The sequence below is a fragment of the Pseudobacter sp. genome, from assembly GCF_051955275.1.
In the GTDB taxonomy this organism is placed as follows: domain Bacteria; phylum Bacteroidota; class Bacteroidia; order Chitinophagales; family Chitinophagaceae; genus Pseudobacter.
Genome location: NZ_JBQCGW010000019.1, coordinates 1 through 17,794 on the forward strand (window position 1 = coordinate 1; position 17,794 = coordinate 17,794).

A 17,794-nucleotide genomic window follows, 5' to 3' on the forward strand; every position below is an offset into this window, starting at 1 on the left:
GGGAAGCTGGCCTGAAGCCCGTTGAGATTGCAGATAAACTCGGCATACCGGTTGGCACTGTAAAAAATAATCTTTCTGCCGCACTCAAAGAGATCAGGAAAGGACTTGAAGCAGCTGGTCATGATCCGCTGATCCTTATCTTCCTTATAGTTCAGCTCCCTTAAAAATATTTTTCCTTATCGCCGTGACGTTTAATCTGTTGCTGTGTCTAGTTAATGGAACAGACCAATCCATGCCGGAATAATGGAAAAAGCATCTATTATATACTTACTGAAACGACAGGCTGAAGGCTCTATCAACGATAAAGAGCTTGATGTACTGGAAGGACTTCTGACAAATCAGGAGACCGCAGATATTGTAAATGATTTACTGGAAACCGAAAGTGAGTATCCTGAGCCTGTTCCGGAAATGCAGACACGGCAACTGTTCCGGAAAATCATGGAGTCGGACTCGCCCGGCGTTATGCCAGGATTGCTGCGAAGTATCTCCACAAAATGGAAATGGGTGGCGGCGGCCATCTTGTTGCTGACTGTTGCCGGCGCCGGTTGGTGGATGCTACGGCCTACATCTTCTCCCATCGCAATTTTTCAGCAAAACCCTGTGCTTCCGGGCACTGATAAAGCCACACTCACCCGAGCAGACGGAACAGTGATCAGTCTTGATTCAATTCAGCAGCAACAATTCAACCAGGGCAGCAGCAATGTAACCCAGCGGTCAGGTGAACTGGAGTATACGCCCAGCAATGTAAAAACAGAAGAAATCTGGTGGAATAAATTGACTGTTCCGCGTGGCGGCCAGTTCAGGCTGAAACTGGCCGATGGGACCAAAGTGTGGCTCAACGCATCTTCCAGCATCGAGTATCCTGTAAGTTTTGTAGGTGAGAGAAAAGTGAGAATAACAGGCGAAGCCTACTTTGAGATCGCCGCCAATGCAAATCATCCTTTCATCGTTTCTGTAAATGATCATACGGATGTGCTGGTGCTCGGCACACAATTCAACATCAATGCCTATACCGATGAACCTGCCATACGAACAACTTTGTTGCAGGGAGCAGTACAGGTAAGGTCGGATAAAAATAAAAAGGAATTACAGCCCGGAGAAACTGTCAGCATCACTACTTCGGGAGCTTTCGTTCTGGAAAAAAATGTAAACACAGAACAGGCTGTTGCCTGGAAAAATGGGCTATTCAATTTCAACAAAGCTGATCTGCAAACAGTGATGAAGCAACTGGCACGCTGGTATGATATCGATATCGTTTATGCAGGTGATATTCCCAAGCGCCGCTTTGGCGGTGAGTTACAAAGAAAGTTGAACCTGTCTGATGTATTGGAGTTCTTGAAAGAATCCGGACTGAAATTTAAACTGGAAAATAGAACACTCACAATATTTCCCTGACCTCATCCTTGATTTAGCCATGAAATTGATTTCCGGAAATAAAAAACCGGATCACGGTTGCAACGTGATCCGGCAAATATCCGGGTGATCAGTTCAATAACAATTCTTGACTCATCATTGACTTCATCAACCCAAACAAAGCAAATGTATGCTAATTAAGGATCATTGCGGCTTTGGGATAAGGAGGATCGTGCGCATACCATCTCCGCACAGTTCTATCTTTTATTCCCGGCCCCTCAACCAAACTCTCAGGATTATGAGGTTAACGGCTATCCTGCTCCTTGCAGGCTGCTTACAGGTGGCAGCTGGCTCAAAGGCACAGACCATCAGCTTTTCCGGCAAAGCGGTACCGCTGGAAAATGTTTTCGCCAGTATTAAACAACAAACCGGCTATGCTGTGTTTTTTGATTATGATGTGCTGGAAAATGCTGCACCGGTTACGATGAAAGCGAGATCGGTACCGCTGTATCAGTTCCTGGATCAGCTGATAGCGGGCAGGCAACTCAGGTATTCAATCAGGAACGAGACGATATTCTTCAGTAAATCACAAGACATACCGGAAAAGCCTATCTCTCTTTTGTTGGTAGTTCCCCGCATTACCATTTCCGGGCAGGTGTTTGATGCATCGGGCAAACCCTTACCAGGAGCTTCAGTAAGAATAAGCGGTACAGCGCAGGGGGTGAGCACAGACGCTGATGGCAGGTTCAGTATCGATGCAAAAGAAGGAAACCAGATTGTTATCAGTTATATTGGTTACAACAGTTTATCCGCCCAGGTGGAAAAAGGCAAACTGACGCCTGCCGGAAATAATAGTAATGGCGGAACCATTTTCTTCAGGGACAATATTTGCTTCATCCGGCTTGCGCTGTCTGAAACCCGGTTGTCGGAAGTAGGTGTGGTGTCAACCGGTTACCAGGTGTTGCCGCGTGACAGGGCTACAGGCTCATTCACACTGATTGACAGTGCACTGCTGAGCAGGCAGGTTTCTTCTTCGCTGATCGACAGGCTGGAAGGTGTTACATCGGGCCTGCTTGTTACTAAAAGCCGCAGCATTGAGAATGTCAGATTAACTATCAGGGGAAGAAGCACCATTCATGCAGATCAGGAGCCACTGATTGTACTTGATAATTTCCCCTATGAAGGCAATATTGAGAATATCAATCCCAATGACGTAGCGTCTGTTACTATTCTGAAAGACGCTGCTGCTGCTTCCATCTGGGGTGTTCGTGCGGGTAATGGGGTGATAGTAATCACCACCAAAAAAGGGAAACTCAATCAGAAAACAACCATCACTTTTAATTCTAGTATAACTGTAGGCATGAAGCCAAATCTTTTTGCTGAACAGCAACTCAGCTCTGCTGAAACAGTTGATCTGGAGCAATTCCTGTTCGATAAGGGCAGGTACAATTCACAGATTAACAACAGGTATCCGGTCATATCTCCGGCTGTTGGTATCATGCTAAGAAAGCGCAATAACCACCTTACCGCTGAAGAAGCAGTTGCGCAACTGAACCAGCTCCGCCAATACGATAACAGGAATGATCTGCTGAAATACTTTTATGAATATCCTGTTAACCAGCAATACAGTCTTAACTTCAGTGGCGGGGGCAGCAACAATACCTATATGGTATCCGGTGGATTCGATCATAATCTCCGGTCTGAAAAGTTCAGGACCTATCAACGCTTCACCTGAATGCGAGCAACAATATCTTTACTACCAACAGGAAATTGGAACTTTCAACCAACCTGAGATTTGCCAGTTCTGCCGACAGGACTACCGAAGACAAATATGATTCAAAATATCCTTATGAACGTGTTGCCGATGCTCAGGGCAATGCTTTGCCGGTAGCCCGTGATTATGCGCAATCCTATAAAGATACTGCCGGTGCCGGATATCTGCTCGATTGGAATTATTACCCTCTGGACGAAAGAAAGCCCAACAGAAAAAATGCATACACAGATTATCAGTTGAACCTGGGCCTCAGTTACAAGATCAATTCCTTCCTGAAATGGAGTATCAATTACCAGTACACCAGGAATGTGCAGCAGATCTACAGCGAAAGGGGAGTAGACAGGTATTCGACGCGCAAAGTAATCAATGAATTTTCCCAGCTGAACCACACTACCGGTACAGTATATCGTCCATTCCCATTGGGTGCCATCCTCAGCACATCGGATATCAATACTACCGGGCATTTTGGCCGTACTCAACTTAGCTTCCATCATAATACAGGCTGGCACGGCATTTCAGCGGAATTAGGTTATGAGATGCGAAGTACAGAATATTGGAATAACAGCAAAACCCTGTACGGTTATAATGCATCCACCGCTTCCGATATCCCGGTAAATCACCTGGTAGATTACCCGCAGTTTGTTACAGGATCCACCAGGAATATTCCCATCAATTCCTTTCAGGATGGTACCAGCAACCGGTATTTGTCTTACTTCTCCACCTTTGGCTATGATTTCAAAGGAAGATATATCTTCAATGCCAGCGCCAGGTCAGACGCTTCCAATATTTTTGGTGTAAAGAGCAATCAAAAGAAAGTTCCCCTCTGGTCTGTTGGTGCAGGGTGGATGATCCACAAGGAGCGCTTCTATAATATTTCGTGGTTACCCACCCTTGAGCTCCGCATCACCAATGGATACCTGGGTAATGTAGACAAAACTGTATCAGCTGTAACAGCGGCTTCCGCTCCGCTGGTTGGCAGTGATGGAGTGCCCTTTGTAATCATTCAAAATCCTCCGAACCCGGCACTCAGGTGGGAAAAAATGAACACCTGGAATATTGGCCTTGAATTCTCTACACGCAATAAAATAATTGCTGGTACTATTGAATGGTTCCATAAAAATGGCGTGGATCAAATAGGTTCATCTCCCATTGCACCACAAACGGGATTGTTGACATTCAGGGGTAACACGGCAAACTTTGTTGGACAGGGCATCGATATAGTTTTGAACACCAAAAATATCGAAGGTGCTTTTAGCTGGAACACTAATTTTTTCTTCAACCTGGCTAAAGACAAAGTTACCAAATACCTGCTGCGGCAGACCAGTCCAAGGATCTACGTCTCCAACAATCAGCAAAGTCCTATGGAAGGAAAGCCAGTGAATGCACTCTTCAGCTATCCCTGGGCTGGCCTGGACAATGAAGGAATGCCGCAAGGATGGCTGGATGGAAAGATCACCAAAGATTATAGTGCCATCACATCCAATAAAGACTTCAGCCAACTAATATATCATGGCAGCGGAAGGCCAACCATTTCAGGCGGTTTCCGGAATACAATCAGCTATGGCGCATGGGAACTTTCTACCAGTATCATTTATAAAATGGGATATTATTTCAGAAGACCGGTATTGAAGAATAGCTATCTTTTTTCTACCACAGGCGTAGTGTATAAGTCGCCCGATTATGCAAAAAGGTGGCAAAAACCCGGTGACGAACTCATTACAGATGTACCTGCAGCTATTTACCCGGTTACCACCAATTGGGAGAGCTTCTATGATTATTCTTCTGTTACTGTTGAAAAGGGAGATCATATCAGGTTGCAGAATATAAGGCTGCAATTCAATCCCCGGCTAAAAGGAAGTGTTGCGAAATTAATGAGATCACTGGTTGTATCCGGTATGGCCAATAACCTGGGCATTCTCTGGCGAGCTAATAATAAAGGCCTTGATCCGGATAATCCCCGCAGCTACCCTGATCCCATATCGTATTCATTGAACCTGGTAGCAACATTCTAAACCACAAATCATCAGAAATGAAATCATATAACCTGGGGTTACTTTTCCTGATCATGATAATGGGAACTTCCTGTGAGAAGAAATTCCTCGACAAGAAGCCCAGCACAGGCATTCTGTTGCCTCAAACACTGGATGACCTGCAAATGATCCTGGATAATTACCAGTACCTGAATCTGACTACATGCTTTGGCAATATAGCTGCTGATGAATATTACATAAAAGACGATGTTTTTCAGGCCAGTAATATGTTGGAGCAGCTCTCTTATACCTGGGAAAAGGATTTCAATGAAAAACTGGGGCCATACAGCATTGAATCCTGGGAGATGCCTTTTCGGACAATATTCTACAGCAATGTTGCTTTGGAAAATCTTAAAAAGGTAGAGCGAACTGCCACCAACCAGCTGAAATGGGATTATATAAAAGGAGCTGCACTGTTCATGAGGGCTTATGCATATTTCGATATGACCCAGACTTTTTGCGCTGCATATGATGAAGGCAAAGCCGCTACTGAACCGGGCCTGCCGTTACGCAGCAATCCGGATATCGATGACCTGCAACCAAGGGCCAGCCTGCAGGCAACCTATCAATTCTTTTTGCAGGATTTTCATGAGGCTATACCCTTGCTGGCGCCAGCCATCCCAATGGTGCGCACAAGACCCAGCAAGCCCGCAGTATTTGCTGCACTGAGCCGGGTTTATCTTAACATGAGAAATTATGAAAAGGCGGAAGCGTACGCCGATAGTTGTCTTTCATTGTATCACCAGCTGATTGATTACAATACCATCTCAACCACCTCAGCCACTCCTTTTCCGAGGGACAATGCGGAAAATATCATCGCTTACAAGGCGGTTAATGGCTATAGCGCCAACTTCAGCACAAGTGATGTTGGGATCATAGATAGCAACCTCTATAACAGCTATGACGATGCCGACCTGCGCAAGCAGATCTTCTTCAGAACCAGCAACAGTTTACCGTATATCAAACGCGGATATTGGGGTACACAGGCCACGCCTTTTTCCGGCCTGGCCACGGATGAAGTGTATCTCAACAAAGCTGAATGCCTGGCCAGAAGGGGAGAAGTAACGGCCGCAATGGATACCGTGAATGCCCTGCTCCTTAAAAGATGGAACAAGAATGCCGTGTTCACTCCATTAACTGCCACAAACAGTACAGAAGCACTGAATATTGTGCTGGATGAAAGGAGGAAGGAGCTGGTATTCCGCGGGCAACGTCTGCCGGATATCAAACGGCTCAACCTGGAAGGAGCTAATATCACCCTGAAAAGAGTGATCAATGGACAGGAATTCACACTTCCGCCCAATGACCGCAGGGCGATCATGCCGATTCCACTATTGGAGATCGAGGCCAGTGGCATTGAACAAACACCCAGATAAAGTAAATCTAAAAAAATAAATGATCATGAAACTTATCAATAGAATTGTATTTCTCTTAATTATCCAGCAGTTCTCCGTTAATATTTGCATTGCTCAAAAAGTAGATTCCATCGTAAACATGGAAATTAGAAAAGCATTATCCTTTAATCCGCAAGCAAATTCGCTAAGATCCGATGTGGGACTTGCGGATACTGTTTTCAATAATCTTTACAAGAATTATTCAGGCCCTTTGCGGGAGGAATTGCTCATGCATTTTCTGCTCCAGGATGTTGAATCGTTCAATTATAGGAACTGGCTTGGTATTACATACAATTATATAAACGAGCCGGAAAACCGAAGGGTGCTCAACAGGCTGATAATTGCCAGGAAACCAGGTCAAAAAGCTATTGAAATGCAATTGGTGGATACATCAGGTAAGCAATTTACCATGAATGATTTCATAGGAAAAGTTGTAGTTGTTGAAACCTGGTTCATTGGTTGTCCCCCTTGTGAAGCTTTATCCAAAACAATAAAGCCTATCGCAGACAGTTTGACCAGGCTCAGGAGAGATATTGTATTTATTAGTTTAAATGCACAAGACAGTCTATTGGAATGGAAAGGCGCCATCAGTGAAAGAGGAAAGTTCTATTCGCCTTCATCTCAGCATTTTAAAGTATTGAATGAACAGGATTTCATGGATACTTACCGGTACGCAGGGCATCCGCATTTGATGATCTTTGATAAAAATGGAAAACTGATCAGTAGTAATGCACCCAGACCCCATGTTCAAAACGCCCGCAACAGAGCCTCCTTCATGTCTTTAATCGATGAAGCTTTGGCTTATATACCAAGGCAAGAGAAATAGTTGTTAACTATGATAATGATTGTATCCGGCTGCTGCAGCATGCAGCAGCCGGATTTTTGAAGGCGTTCCGGTTTTAATCTTGAACAATATTTGCTGTCTTCCCCCCGATCGTTTTATTGTTTGATCAGGATTTGTTCTACGGAGTCATTACCGTTGTCTACCAGCACATGGTATATCCCGTTTGGTAGTTGGCTGACCGGAAGCTGTAATATGGTAGACTGGTACATACCCTTATGAACAAGCACGCCTGCGGCATTATACATACGTACATGTTTTGTTCCGGGCAGGTCAGTTTCAATACGGATAGCTTTTGTTGCCGGATTAGGGAACAATTTGAAATACTTTTTGCTGTTATGCTTTACTGAACGGATACGGGAGAGCTGGGTGGCGCCATCGAGATCCGTCTGTAACAGGCGATAATAATTGATACCGGGTGCCGGTGATCTGTGCAGGAAGGAATATTGCTGGCTGGTATTGCTGTAACCCGCAGCAGTAACCGTTGCAATGGTATTCCACGTAGCTGCATCTGTGCTATGCTGAACAGCAAAGTCGCGGGCATTCCATTCAAACGAAGTCTCCCAGGAGAGCGAAACCCCGTCTCCCTGCGGAATTGCGATAAAATCCGTCAACGTAACAGGTAAGGTACCTGCAGTGGAGAACGTAAGGAAATCAGGAGTGGTTTCGGGTACCCTTATCCTTAATTCCTGGTTCAACCTGCCGGCAATCACGCCATCCACATCTGCCAGGGCCAGCCGGTTGAAAGTAAGGAAATAGCTTGTTCCGTGGGCCAGGTCAGTTGCAGGATCGATCGTTATTGTTGTAGTACCGGACCCGGTTACATTGGGTGCATCTGCAGGTATGGTTTCCACCACACTGCTGTCAGATAAAAGTCGTATTTGGAAGAAGCCGCCGGTCTTCGTAAAGACATTCTCGTTAAATTCTAGAGTAATATTGCTGTTAACAGGCACGTTGGAAGCCTGGTGTGCAGGCGTGGCAGACGCTAAACCCGGAGCAGCACCAGAGGCTGTAGTGTAAAAGTCATCATTTGTGTTGGGCAGACGAATCCACAGGTCCAGGTCTCCATCACCATCAAAATCTGCTACACTGGAGAAGTTGGCTACATATACACCGGTTGGAGCCCCGGAAGCATATGCTGCCAAAGGGTTGGGAGTTGGTGTAGCGAAAGAGCCACCAAAGTTCCTGAGAAAGATAAGCGGTTGAGAGGCGGCCGTATTATAAACGATATCTGCAAGTCCGTCACCGTCCAGATCCCCCACCTTTACACTGCTGGTAGCTGAACTGGTAAATTCCAGACCGGGAAGAACAGTAGAATTTTCATAAGTTCCATTATTATTCAGCAGGTACACATCATTGGGTGATAACGCAGTTCCTCCGCTCACCCTTACCCATATGTCAAGGTCGCCATCACCATCAAAATCGGCGATATCAGTATTCAGGTTAAATACCAGGGCTGAAGGAACGGAGGTTAAGATGGTGGCAAAAGGGTTGGGGGAAGGTGTGCTGAAAGAATTGCCGTTATTGTTCTGAAGATAGGTCACCGCTGTTCCCGCGCCATTATTGTAAATAATGTCCGGGAATCCATCTCCATTGATATCTGCTACTTTTGCGTTGGCGAACTGTGTACCGGTATATTCCATACCGGCGATCGGGTCGGATTTAATATAAGTACCGTTGTCATTAACCAGGTATACATCATTGGGAGCTATTGCACTGCCTCCATTGACCCGGACCCAAATATCCAGGTCTCCATCTCCATCATAATCCGCCACTGCACAAGCAACGTTGAAAGTAGTACCTGTTGGTGAACTGGCAGTGAAATTGGAAAACGGATTGGTGGCAGGCGTGCTGAAGCTGCCATCGCTATTGTTTTGAAGATAAGTAATGCCAGTACCGCTCCCGTTGTTATAAATGATGTCGGGGCGTCCATCGTTGTTGAAATCTGCTACTACCACAGCTGCGCTGAAAGATCCTGTGTAGTCCATTCCGGAGGGTAAGGTAGTTGTGCTGAAAGTTACCTGCGCATGAGCTGAGCCAACCAATAGAAAAAGAATTGCTGCAACACAGGAAACTGCAGGAAGTAACTTAAAATGTACATGGCGAAATAAGGATTGAACAAATTGCCAGAGGCCCTGGCGATAGGGTAGATTTTTTTTCATATGCACGGGTTTCATCGATAATGAATACTACTGAAATTGGAGGCCTAAATATAAGAATACTGATTTAAGTAAGTGTCGTTCAACGAATCTGTAAAAAAAATGTTGACTATTGTCAAGTGTTTAAATAAGCCGGTGAATTAAGTAAAACTGCCCGCAATCATTGCTGATGCGTTGTTTTAAGCTGGTTGAATTGCAGGATTGCCATCTTTATATTGGTCCATTGCTCCGGATTGAAATCTAATGGACTGAAGGCTCTTAAATGCAGCAGCGACCTGTCCACAAACCTTGCTATAATATGAGCATGAATATTATGCATCTGCATGCTTTTAATGGCCGTGAGTATGAATCTTTTCACCTCATCCTGTGATGAAGCAAGCAGCAGCTTGCTGATTAGCTTTTGGGAATAATTATCCGGATCAGGGAGCATTCTGGTCATTTTAATTTTCTTTATTTCCTGTTTTTATCCAACACTTCAGCAGGTTGTCACAATACATTTCTGTCAAGGAGTAGCCATTGGGTATTTCATCATCCCAGCTGCAGTATGAAACGAAACGTGTTCCGACAGGCATTTCTTCCAGTTGCTTATACAGGTAATGAGTGTAGTAATTATAGAGTTCTTTCGAGTAATCGAGGCTATTGTCTATTCTTCCGTTAGCGGAAATATTCTCGAAAAATGAATTATAGAAATAAAAATGATGATACTGCTTCAGGTTCAGTTGCGTAAAGTTTTTATTAAAGAAATGAACATTTTGCAGTCCCAGCCTGTCTCTGATGTTTTCCCCCAGCAGTACCAGTTCTTCGCGTTGTTCTACACCATAAAAATGAGCAGTGGGGTAATGGTAAGCAGCGGCCATGCAAAACTTTCCGATGCCACTCCCTATATCCAGAATATTCACGTTTTCACCCTGCACTAAATACTGAACCGATTTTCTGACCACCTGTAAAGGTGACCAATGCAGATCGTCCAATTGTTGCATAGGTGGGGGGAGCAGGCTCCGGAACAGTGATTCATCTTCGAAGTATCTGTTCAATGCATCTTCGCTGCGATTGGAAAACATATCTTTTGGTTACACTTTTATTGAATTGTTTTTTACAGGTTTCATACTGGCGAGTTGTCAGCTTTTTACCCAGAACTTCAGCAAAGTGCCTGCATGCGATTCGGAGAGGCAATATTCAGGAGGCAGCTCGTTTTCCAAAGAATGAAAAGTTGCGATCCTGGTGCCGGCCGGCATGTTATTGAGCTTTTTATAAAGTTGACGGTTGTAATAATCATATAAAGAGGAAGAGAAGCTGATATTAGTATCTATTTTTTCGGTATCAGTCAGGTGCTCATAGAATGAGTTGAAAAAATAAAAGTGGTCGAATTCAGTGAAGTCGAGGGATGTGAAATTTCCATGCATGAAAGTTACATTTTCCATCTGCAGGATACTGCCGGCGATATTGGCATGCTCAACCAGGTCTTTCCGTTGTTCTATTCCAAAGAAATGGGCGGCAGGCCGATGACAGGCAGCTGCAATACAGAATTTTCCCACACCGCTGCCTATATCCAGCACCCTGGCATCAGGGGAGGGCGCAAGAAACCGGGCAACTTTCCGGACAATCGCGAGGGAGGTCCAGTGCCGGTCAGCCAGTTGTTTTATGGGCAGGGGATACAGATTGTTGAAGTGTTCATCCGAGCTTAACCATTTATTTCTGCTCTCCAAGGAAGAAGTTTCCTGCTTTGTCATGTAACACAAAATTATATGCTTTGAAGCGTGGATGTAATGGCAGTTTATCACTCCAAAAAGTGATTTTTATCATTTTTAGAATTGGTAACTTTGAGGACCAATATGAGTATCAGAGAAATTTTTCCTATAGACAAATGGGATTTCAAAAGTCAATCGGTCCTGACTGGTCTGCCGGAAGATGAATTGCAGGTATTGACTGCACATCAGACGGAGAATATCTATAGTAAAGGGGAGATCATATTCCGCGAGGGTGGATATCCCTCTGGTATCTTTTATATTAAAAAGGGGAAAGCCAAAAAATACAAAGTAGCCAGGGAAGGTGGTGAACAGATCATTTATGTGGCCAATGCAGGCGAGTTGCTGGGTTTTCATGCCGTACTGGAAGGAGACCGTTATCCGGATTCAGCGGCTGCGCTGGAAGAAAGCCTCATCGCTTTTATTCCAAAAGAAGATTTCCTGAAAGTACTGGAGCAGTCATCTGAATTAAGCAAGAGACTATTAAAAACCCTTAGCCATGAATTTGCTGTAGTGGTCAATAGTCTCGCATTGTTTTCCCAACATTCTGTGCGTGAGCGGCTGGCCCTGCAATTGGTGGTGCTGCGCGAAAAATATAAAATAGATTTTACACCGGGTATGCCTGTTGAAATAAATCTTTCACGTGAAGACCTGGCCAATTTAGTAGGAACGGCGCGGGAAAATATCGTCCGCACATTAAGCGAGTTCAAAGCAGAAGGAATTGTGGAAACCCGGGGACGAAAGATCATTGTGAAGGATGTGGTTGCTCTTATTAAAATAGCGGACTACAAATAATAATTCATCACCTAAGACAGACAGGGTATGATGATCATCCGGAATGAGGGTATACTTGACCTGATCCTCAATTAACTGACAGCACTATCCTTTAGTATAGTCCACATTTTCATATAAAGAATATGGGTAACTTTGAAATGGCCGGACCTGCAAACCGGTCAACGGAGTATTAACCTGAATATTATAATATGAAGAAGATAGGATTTCTGTCGTTTGGACATTGGGCTAACCATCCTGCTTATAAAGCCCGTACCGCCAGTGATACCTTGCTGCAGTCTATCGACCTGGCGGTTGCTGCAGAAGCCATTGGCGTGGATGGAGCCTATTTCCGGGTACACCATTTTGCGGCCCAGCTGGCATCTCCATTTCCCTTGCTATCCGCTATCGGCGCCAAAACCACTAAAATAGAAATCGGAACAGGGGTAATAGATATGCGCTATGAAAACCCGCTGTATATGGTGGAAGATGCGGGTGCCGCAGACTTGATTTCTGAAGGACGCCTGCAATTGGGGATCAGCAGAGGTTCGCCCGAGCAGGTAATCGAGGGATGGCGCTATTTTGGATATGAACCAGCCGAAGGAGAATCCGATGCAGAGATGGGACGCCGTAAAGCGCTCGAGTTCCTGGAAAAACTAAAAGGGGTAGGGTTTGCACAGCCAAATCCAAATCCCATGTTTCCCAATCCTCCCGGCCTGCTGCGGCTGGAGCCTCACTCTGAAGGTCTCCGCGAACGGATCTGGTGGGGGGCTGCTTCCAATGCCACCGCTGTCTGGGCAGCCGAAAACGGCATGCATCTTCAAAGTTCAACCCTGAAGTTCGATGAGAGCGGGAAGCCATTTCATATCCAGCAAGCCGAACAGATCAGGTTGTACAAAGATGCGTGGAAGAAAGCGGGACACCAGCGGGAGCCGAGGGTATCAGTAAGCCGGTCTATCTTCGCCATTGTCAACGAACAGGACCGCCGCTACTTCGGGCAGGAAGCCAGCAGGGGCGATCAGATAGGTCAGATAGAACCAGGCAGGAACGCCATCTTCGGCAGAAGTTATGCGGCAGAACCCGATCAACTCATCAAAGAACTGGCGGCTGACGAAGCTATCCAGGAAGCAGATACTATTTTATTGACCATACCGAATACTTTAGGGGTGGATTATAATGTTCATGTACTGTCTTCAATCCTGGAGCATGTTGCACCGGGATTGGGTTGGCGATAGTTATATGGATATGGAATGTTCTTTTTCCCTGGTTGCTGCAATGATGGGTTTCTAATGACTCCAGCTACCAATATTCGATACTCCCCATTGATCAGGGTTAGCAGATTTGAAATCTGATTTATAACGTTCGGGAATTGTTTCCAGGAAAGAACCGGTAGGATAGGATGGGAAGATCTCTTCATAAGTGGACATGGTCTGAAAAGAAATACGTCTGTAAATATGCGAACGCGTGATATTTTCTTTTCGTTCGAGACCTGATGCCCCTAATAATTCTACAACGCTTTCAACAGTATTCCTGTGAAAGTTGGCGATCCTGGTTTTTTTATCTTCTACAACCAATCCAACGGTTAACCTGGGGTCCTGTGTAGCTACACCTACCGGACATTTATTTGTATTGCACAACAATGCCTGGATACAACCCACAGCCATCATCATGGCTCTTGCGGAATAACAGGCATCAGCACCAAGCGCCATAGCCCGGATGATATGAAAGCCAGTGATGATTTTGCCGGATGCCAGTATTTTAATATGCCTGCGGATGTTCAGGCCGTTGAGAATATTATGCACAAAATCCAATCCATCCAGTAATGGTGCACCTACGTAATTGGAGAACTCCTGTGGCGCAGCGCCAGTGCCTCCTTCAGCCCCATCGACGGTAATGAAATCAGGATAAGCATCCTGTTCTATCATCGCTTTGCAGATGCTGATGAATTCACTTTTATGGCCGATGCACAACTTAAACCCGATAGGTTTGCCACCTGAAAGTTCTCTGAGTTTTTGTATAAAAAATACCAGTTCCCTGGGTGTGCCGAATGCTTTGTGGTAGGGAGGGGAAGCAACCAGCGTATTGGGTTCTATATGCCGGATGGCTGCAATTTCAGGCGTGTTCTTGGTGGCGGGAAGTATACCGCCATGTCCTGGTTTAGCTCCCTGTGATATTTTTATTTCGATCATTTTCACCTGTGGTAATTGTGCCTTCTCGCGGAACAGGTCTTCACTAAAATTACCATCAGCTGTTCTGCATCCGAAATAACCGGTACCGATCTGCCAGATTATATCTCCACCGTGCTTCAAATGAAATGGAGCTAATCCACCTTCTCCTGTATTATGAGCGAAACCTCCGATTTTGGCTCCGGCATTCATGGCTTCAACTGCGTTGGAACTAAGCGCTCCATAGCTCATCGCTGATATATTATAAATACTGCAGGAATAAGGCTGCGTGCAGTCTTTATTGCCAACCATTATTCTTGGATTGTGATCGAGCAGATTGAAATCCTTGGGCGCCATGGAATGACACATCCATTCGTATCCTTCTGAATATACATCCAGTTGTGTGCCGAAAGGCATGGTGTCATTTTCCTTTTTTGCCCGTTGATAAACTGTAGAGCGGTCGATCCGGTTAATAGGTCTGCCATCAATATCCGACTCGATGAAATATTGATAGATTTTAGGACGGAGATCTTCCATTAAAAATCTTAGCCTGCCGAAAACCGGGTAGATCCGCATGATGGAGTGTTTGGTCTGAAGTATATCGTAATATCCTAAACAGGTGAGGGTAATTACTATAACCAAAACTACATACCAGTTGGGATTCAGATATATGGAAAGAGACAGTGTTACAAGGATCAGCAATGTTGAAATGAGAATAAAACTCCGCCGCATAGTGATATTATTTAAGTTCAGCCAATTGAAAAATGGACGTTTTACCAGGAGTATTTTCCTTCTGTTTCTGGTAAAATAAGAGTTTAACAGAAGGACCTACCTGGCAAAGACGCAGCTGTTGGAATTGCGCATATTGTATGTATGAGTCAAATCGGTGATTGATAATCAGGAACGAGATGGTTCCGATGTAACGAAGGTAAACATTTGTGACAGTAATTTTTACAAATGAACCATACCAGGCAAAGGACAGCTCCTAGTTTTGAGACTGAACAGGCCCCAGGGCTCTCTCAAAACGATATGTCATATGGGTATTCATGTTGTGAACACAATTCCCTCACGCGGTAATTTGCAGGTTGTATCCGGAAAATACGCCGGTTGTCACCTGGTTGGCATCAACACGCCGCAAGGGAAAAAGTCTTTATCTGAACAATCTGAGCTTTTGATGAAACTGAACCAGTGCAGAAATGCCCTGCTCCTCCAAAAGAAGATCGATGTCAGACAACTGGCAACGCTGATGCATATGAGCCGGCCAACGCTTTACAGGAAACTGAAAGGACTGACCGATCTCACCCCCAACGAATGGATCAATGAAGCCAGGATGACAAGAGCAGCGGAGTTATTGGCAGAAGGGAGGTACCGTGCCTCTCAGGTTGCGCGCCAGTTGGGATTTGCTTCTCAAAGCAGCTTCGGAAAAATGTTCCTGAAGCAGTTTAAGGTAACACCCGCCACTTTTCAGCGGATAGAAGCAGGATCCCAACAAGCTTTCATCGGAACACCGGGAACTATTCCAGCACCATAACAAAACCTCCCGCTGCTTTCATTTCAATATTTTTTATTGCAGCCGGTTTCCCCGTTTCGGTGGCAAAACCCAATGTTGCCTCACCATCTCTGATGCAGGTTGCTTTTGATGATCTGAAAGAAGACAGGTTGAGCTGGACCCGGCGCGCCGTATTTTCTCCATTAATGCCGGCGATATACCATTTCTTTCCGGCCCTTCGCGCTATAACGATGTATTTACCCGGATAACCTTCCATGAACTGAACATCATCCCACCGGTCAGGAAGCTGCTGCAGGAATTGTTTTACATAAGGCGGCACCTGACTCATGCCGGCTGGCGACTCAGCGATGTGCTGGATACCTGATAAATAGATGACGGCAGTTGCCAGTTCAAATGCGCCGGTGGTTTTCCGTTGCACCCTGGATTGGATTTTGTACAGGTTGGTAGGCGTAAAATCCATCGGGTCGAAAACGTTCCTGGTGAATGGAAGCATCGTGGCATGATTGGCCTCATTGTCCGCATCACGCTGGTTAAAGGTGATCATCTCAAATCCTTTGACCCCTTCGGTAGTTACCAGGTGCGGATAGGTCCGGCTCCATCCACGTGGCAGGGTTGCGCCGTGAAAATTCACCAGCAGTCCGGCTTCGGCAGCATCGTGCAGGATATCAAGGTAATATTGGATCACGGAGCGTCCATCGCCTCCAAAGAAATCAACTTTAATGCCTTTGATTCCCATGTCTTTCAGCAAGGCAAATTCCTGTTGCCTGCTTTGATGTGTCAATAGCTTGTCTTTGGGCGTCATTTTCACCGTGTTCCAGTTGCCGGCTGAGTTGTACCATAACAACAGTCCTACTTTTTTATTTCCAGCATAGGTTGCCAGTTCCCTGATGCGGTCGTACCCGATATTCCTGTCCCAGTTGGCATCTATCAGACAATATTTCCATCGCATGTCAGCTGCGAAATCAATATATCTTTTCTGTTCAGAGTAAACGATGGAGTCATCCTTTGACATGATCCAGCTCCAGGAGGCTTTGCCCGGAATAACAAAACGGGGATCACGCAGTACGGATGATGGCGCCAGGTCTGTTCCCAGTGTTGATTCCATGATTTTTTTGATACTGCCGATGTTGATCACACGCCAGGGAGTATACATAGAGTCTATAGCGCGTGGCAATAATCCATCCGCTTCCATGGTTTCGCGCGGATCCGGAAAGGCAACCCTGAATGCAGGCGACAGCTGTTCATTTTTCAAGCGAGTAGCGCAGTATGTTCCATCGAGCCCCGCCTCGGTGATCAGGGCCCAGGTGTTTCCAGGTAGTTGAAAAAGTGCCGGATAGGCCCATCCTGATGGTGAGGCGGTGGTCACCGGAATACGCTGGCGGTAGTTCTCTTCGTAAGCGGGGTTGGTGCTTTCAAAGCCGGTCTTGGCTACCTGCATTGGTTGCAGGAATGCGCGGGTGGCGGTATCAAAAGTGAATGTTGTCTGTTCATTGTATATCCTTACTGTGTCCCTGGCAGGTATAAAATAGCGGAAGCCGATGCCATCATTGGACACCTGGTAGATGAGCTGAACCCGTTGGCCTGCAGCGTTGCGGAAATAGAAGGTCCTCCTGTTTGCCTGATAGTTTATCCGGCTTTTCTTTCCTGTGAACAATTCATATTTTTCGTTGACGGCGGTTATTGCCGAGCTGCTGTCGAACCGCCATGGCGTTGACGCTCCATCCGGAGAAGTGCTCAGGCCAAGCGAGGAAGGGAGGATGACAGGCTGGTTACCATACGTGGCCTGCCAGGTTATTTTACCATCAGCCAGTTGAACAGCCACTGATATTTTTTTGTCAGGACTGCTAATGCCGGAGGATTGTGCATGGGAAGCCATCGTTGCCAGCAAAATAACAATGCCGGTCAGTTGAAGCCGTATAAGGCACAGGCATCTATTCAGGTATTGGTGTTGCATGAGGTCAAAAATAATGATCATGTTTTGTACCTGATGGATTTCATGAATGGTTGATTGGTCCTGTTGTCTCAAAGTTTGGTATTTGTATGCTGAGTATT

At 45.5% G+C, this 17,794-nt stretch carries 15 protein-coding genes; 9 read left to right on the forward strand and 6 right to left on the reverse strand.

Annotated elements, in window-relative coordinates; all coding sequences use genetic code 11:
- The first annotated feature begins 11 nt into the window (after window positions 1-11).
- The 6 genes from ACTHMC_RS02245 (at window position 12) to ACTHMC_RS02270 (ending at window position 7,377) form a co-directional block, all read left to right on the forward strand.
- Window positions 12-164 carry an RNA polymerase sigma factor gene (locus ACTHMC_RS02245; RefSeq protein WP_440410488.1) on the forward strand — a complete coding sequence of 51 codons (153 nt, stop codon included), beginning with the start codon at window positions 12-14 and terminating at the stop codon, window positions 162-164.
- Window positions 165-243: 79 nt separating this feature from the next.
- Window positions 244-1,395, forward strand: a complete 1,152-nt coding sequence (locus ACTHMC_RS02250; RefSeq protein WP_440410448.1) for a FecR family protein — start codon at window positions 244-246, stop codon at window positions 1,393-1,395.
- A 256-nt stretch (window positions 1,396-1,651) separates the two neighbouring features.
- On the forward strand, window positions 1,652-3,088 hold the full coding sequence (locus ACTHMC_RS02255) for a carboxypeptidase-like regulatory domain-containing protein (RefSeq protein ID WP_440410449.1): 1,437 nt from the start codon (window positions 1,652-1,654) through the stop codon (window positions 3,086-3,088).
- A 35-nt stretch (window positions 3,089-3,123) separates the two neighbouring features.
- Entirely contained in the window at window positions 3,124-5,139 is a 2,016-nt protein-coding gene (locus ACTHMC_RS02260) for a TonB-dependent receptor domain-containing protein (RefSeq protein WP_440410451.1), read from the forward strand.
- A gap of 17 nt (window positions 5,140-5,156) precedes the next feature.
- On the forward strand, window positions 5,157-6,533 hold the full coding sequence (locus ACTHMC_RS02265) for a RagB/SusD family nutrient uptake outer membrane protein (RefSeq protein WP_440410452.1): 1,377 nt from the start codon (window positions 5,157-5,159) through the stop codon (window positions 6,531-6,533).
- 25 nt (window positions 6,534-6,558) lie between these two features.
- On the forward strand, window positions 6,559-7,377 hold the full coding sequence (locus ACTHMC_RS02270) for a TlpA family protein disulfide reductase (RefSeq protein WP_440410453.1): 819 nt from the start codon (window positions 6,559-6,561) through the stop codon (window positions 7,375-7,377).
- A gap of 113 nt (window positions 7,378-7,490) precedes the next feature.
- Here ACTHMC_RS02270 and ACTHMC_RS02275 read toward each other — a convergent pair whose 3' ends face one another.
- The 4 genes from ACTHMC_RS02275 to ACTHMC_RS02290 form a co-directional block, all read right to left on the reverse strand.
- Window positions 7,491-9,554: an FG-GAP-like repeat-containing protein gene (locus ACTHMC_RS02275; RefSeq protein WP_440410454.1), complete on the reverse strand. Its 2,064-nt coding sequence runs from the start codon at window positions 9,552-9,554 to the stop codon at window positions 7,491-7,493.
- 157 nt (window positions 9,555-9,711) lie between these two features.
- Window positions 9,712-9,990, reverse strand: a complete 279-nt coding sequence (locus tag ACTHMC_RS02280; RefSeq protein WP_440410456.1) for a hypothetical protein — start codon at window positions 9,988-9,990, stop codon at window positions 9,712-9,714.
- Window position 9,991: 1 nt separating this feature from the next.
- A complete protein-coding gene (locus ACTHMC_RS02285) occupies window positions 9,992-10,612 on the reverse strand; it encodes a methyltransferase domain-containing protein (RefSeq protein ID WP_440410457.1) in 621 nt (206 codons plus the stop codon).
- Window positions 10,613-10,669: 57 nt separating this feature from the next.
- Window positions 10,670-11,281, reverse strand: coding sequence for a class I SAM-dependent methyltransferase (locus ACTHMC_RS02290; RefSeq protein WP_440410458.1), 612 nt, complete (start codon window positions 11,279-11,281; stop codon window positions 10,670-10,672).
- Window positions 11,282-11,383: 102 nt separating this feature from the next.
- Here ACTHMC_RS02290 and ACTHMC_RS02295 point away from each other — a divergent pair, with 102 nt between their 5' ends.
- Entirely contained in the window at window positions 11,384-12,091 is a 708-nt protein-coding gene (locus ACTHMC_RS02295; protein WP_440410459.1) for a Crp/Fnr family transcriptional regulator, read from the forward strand.
- 188 nt (window positions 12,092-12,279) lie between these two features.
- A complete protein-coding gene (locus ACTHMC_RS02300) occupies window positions 12,280-13,302 on the forward strand; it encodes an LLM class flavin-dependent oxidoreductase (RefSeq protein ID WP_440410460.1) in 1,023 nt (340 codons plus the stop codon).
- A gap of 51 nt (window positions 13,303-13,353) precedes the next feature.
- On the opposite strand, the gene ACTHMC_RS02305 is transcribed toward ACTHMC_RS02300, so the two are convergent.
- Window positions 13,354-14,964, reverse strand: a complete 1,611-nt coding sequence (locus tag ACTHMC_RS02305) for an FMN-binding glutamate synthase family protein (protein ID WP_440410461.1) — start codon at window positions 14,962-14,964, stop codon at window positions 13,354-13,356.
- Between the two features lie 304 nt (window positions 14,965-15,268).
- Between ACTHMC_RS02305 and ACTHMC_RS02310 the strand changes: the two genes are divergently transcribed.
- Entirely contained in the window at window positions 15,269-15,763 is a 495-nt protein-coding gene (locus ACTHMC_RS02310; RefSeq protein WP_440410462.1) for a helix-turn-helix domain-containing protein, read from the forward strand.
- Here ACTHMC_RS02310 and ACTHMC_RS02315 read toward each other — a convergent pair.
- Window positions 15,747-17,696 (reverse strand): glycoside hydrolase family 97 catalytic domain-containing protein, encoded by a 1,950-nt coding sequence (locus ACTHMC_RS02315; RefSeq protein ID WP_440410490.1) that lies wholly within the window; start codon window positions 17,694-17,696, stop codon window positions 15,747-15,749. The genes ACTHMC_RS02310 and ACTHMC_RS02315 overlap by 17 nt on opposite strands.
- Window positions 17,697-17,794 lie beyond the last annotated feature (98 nt).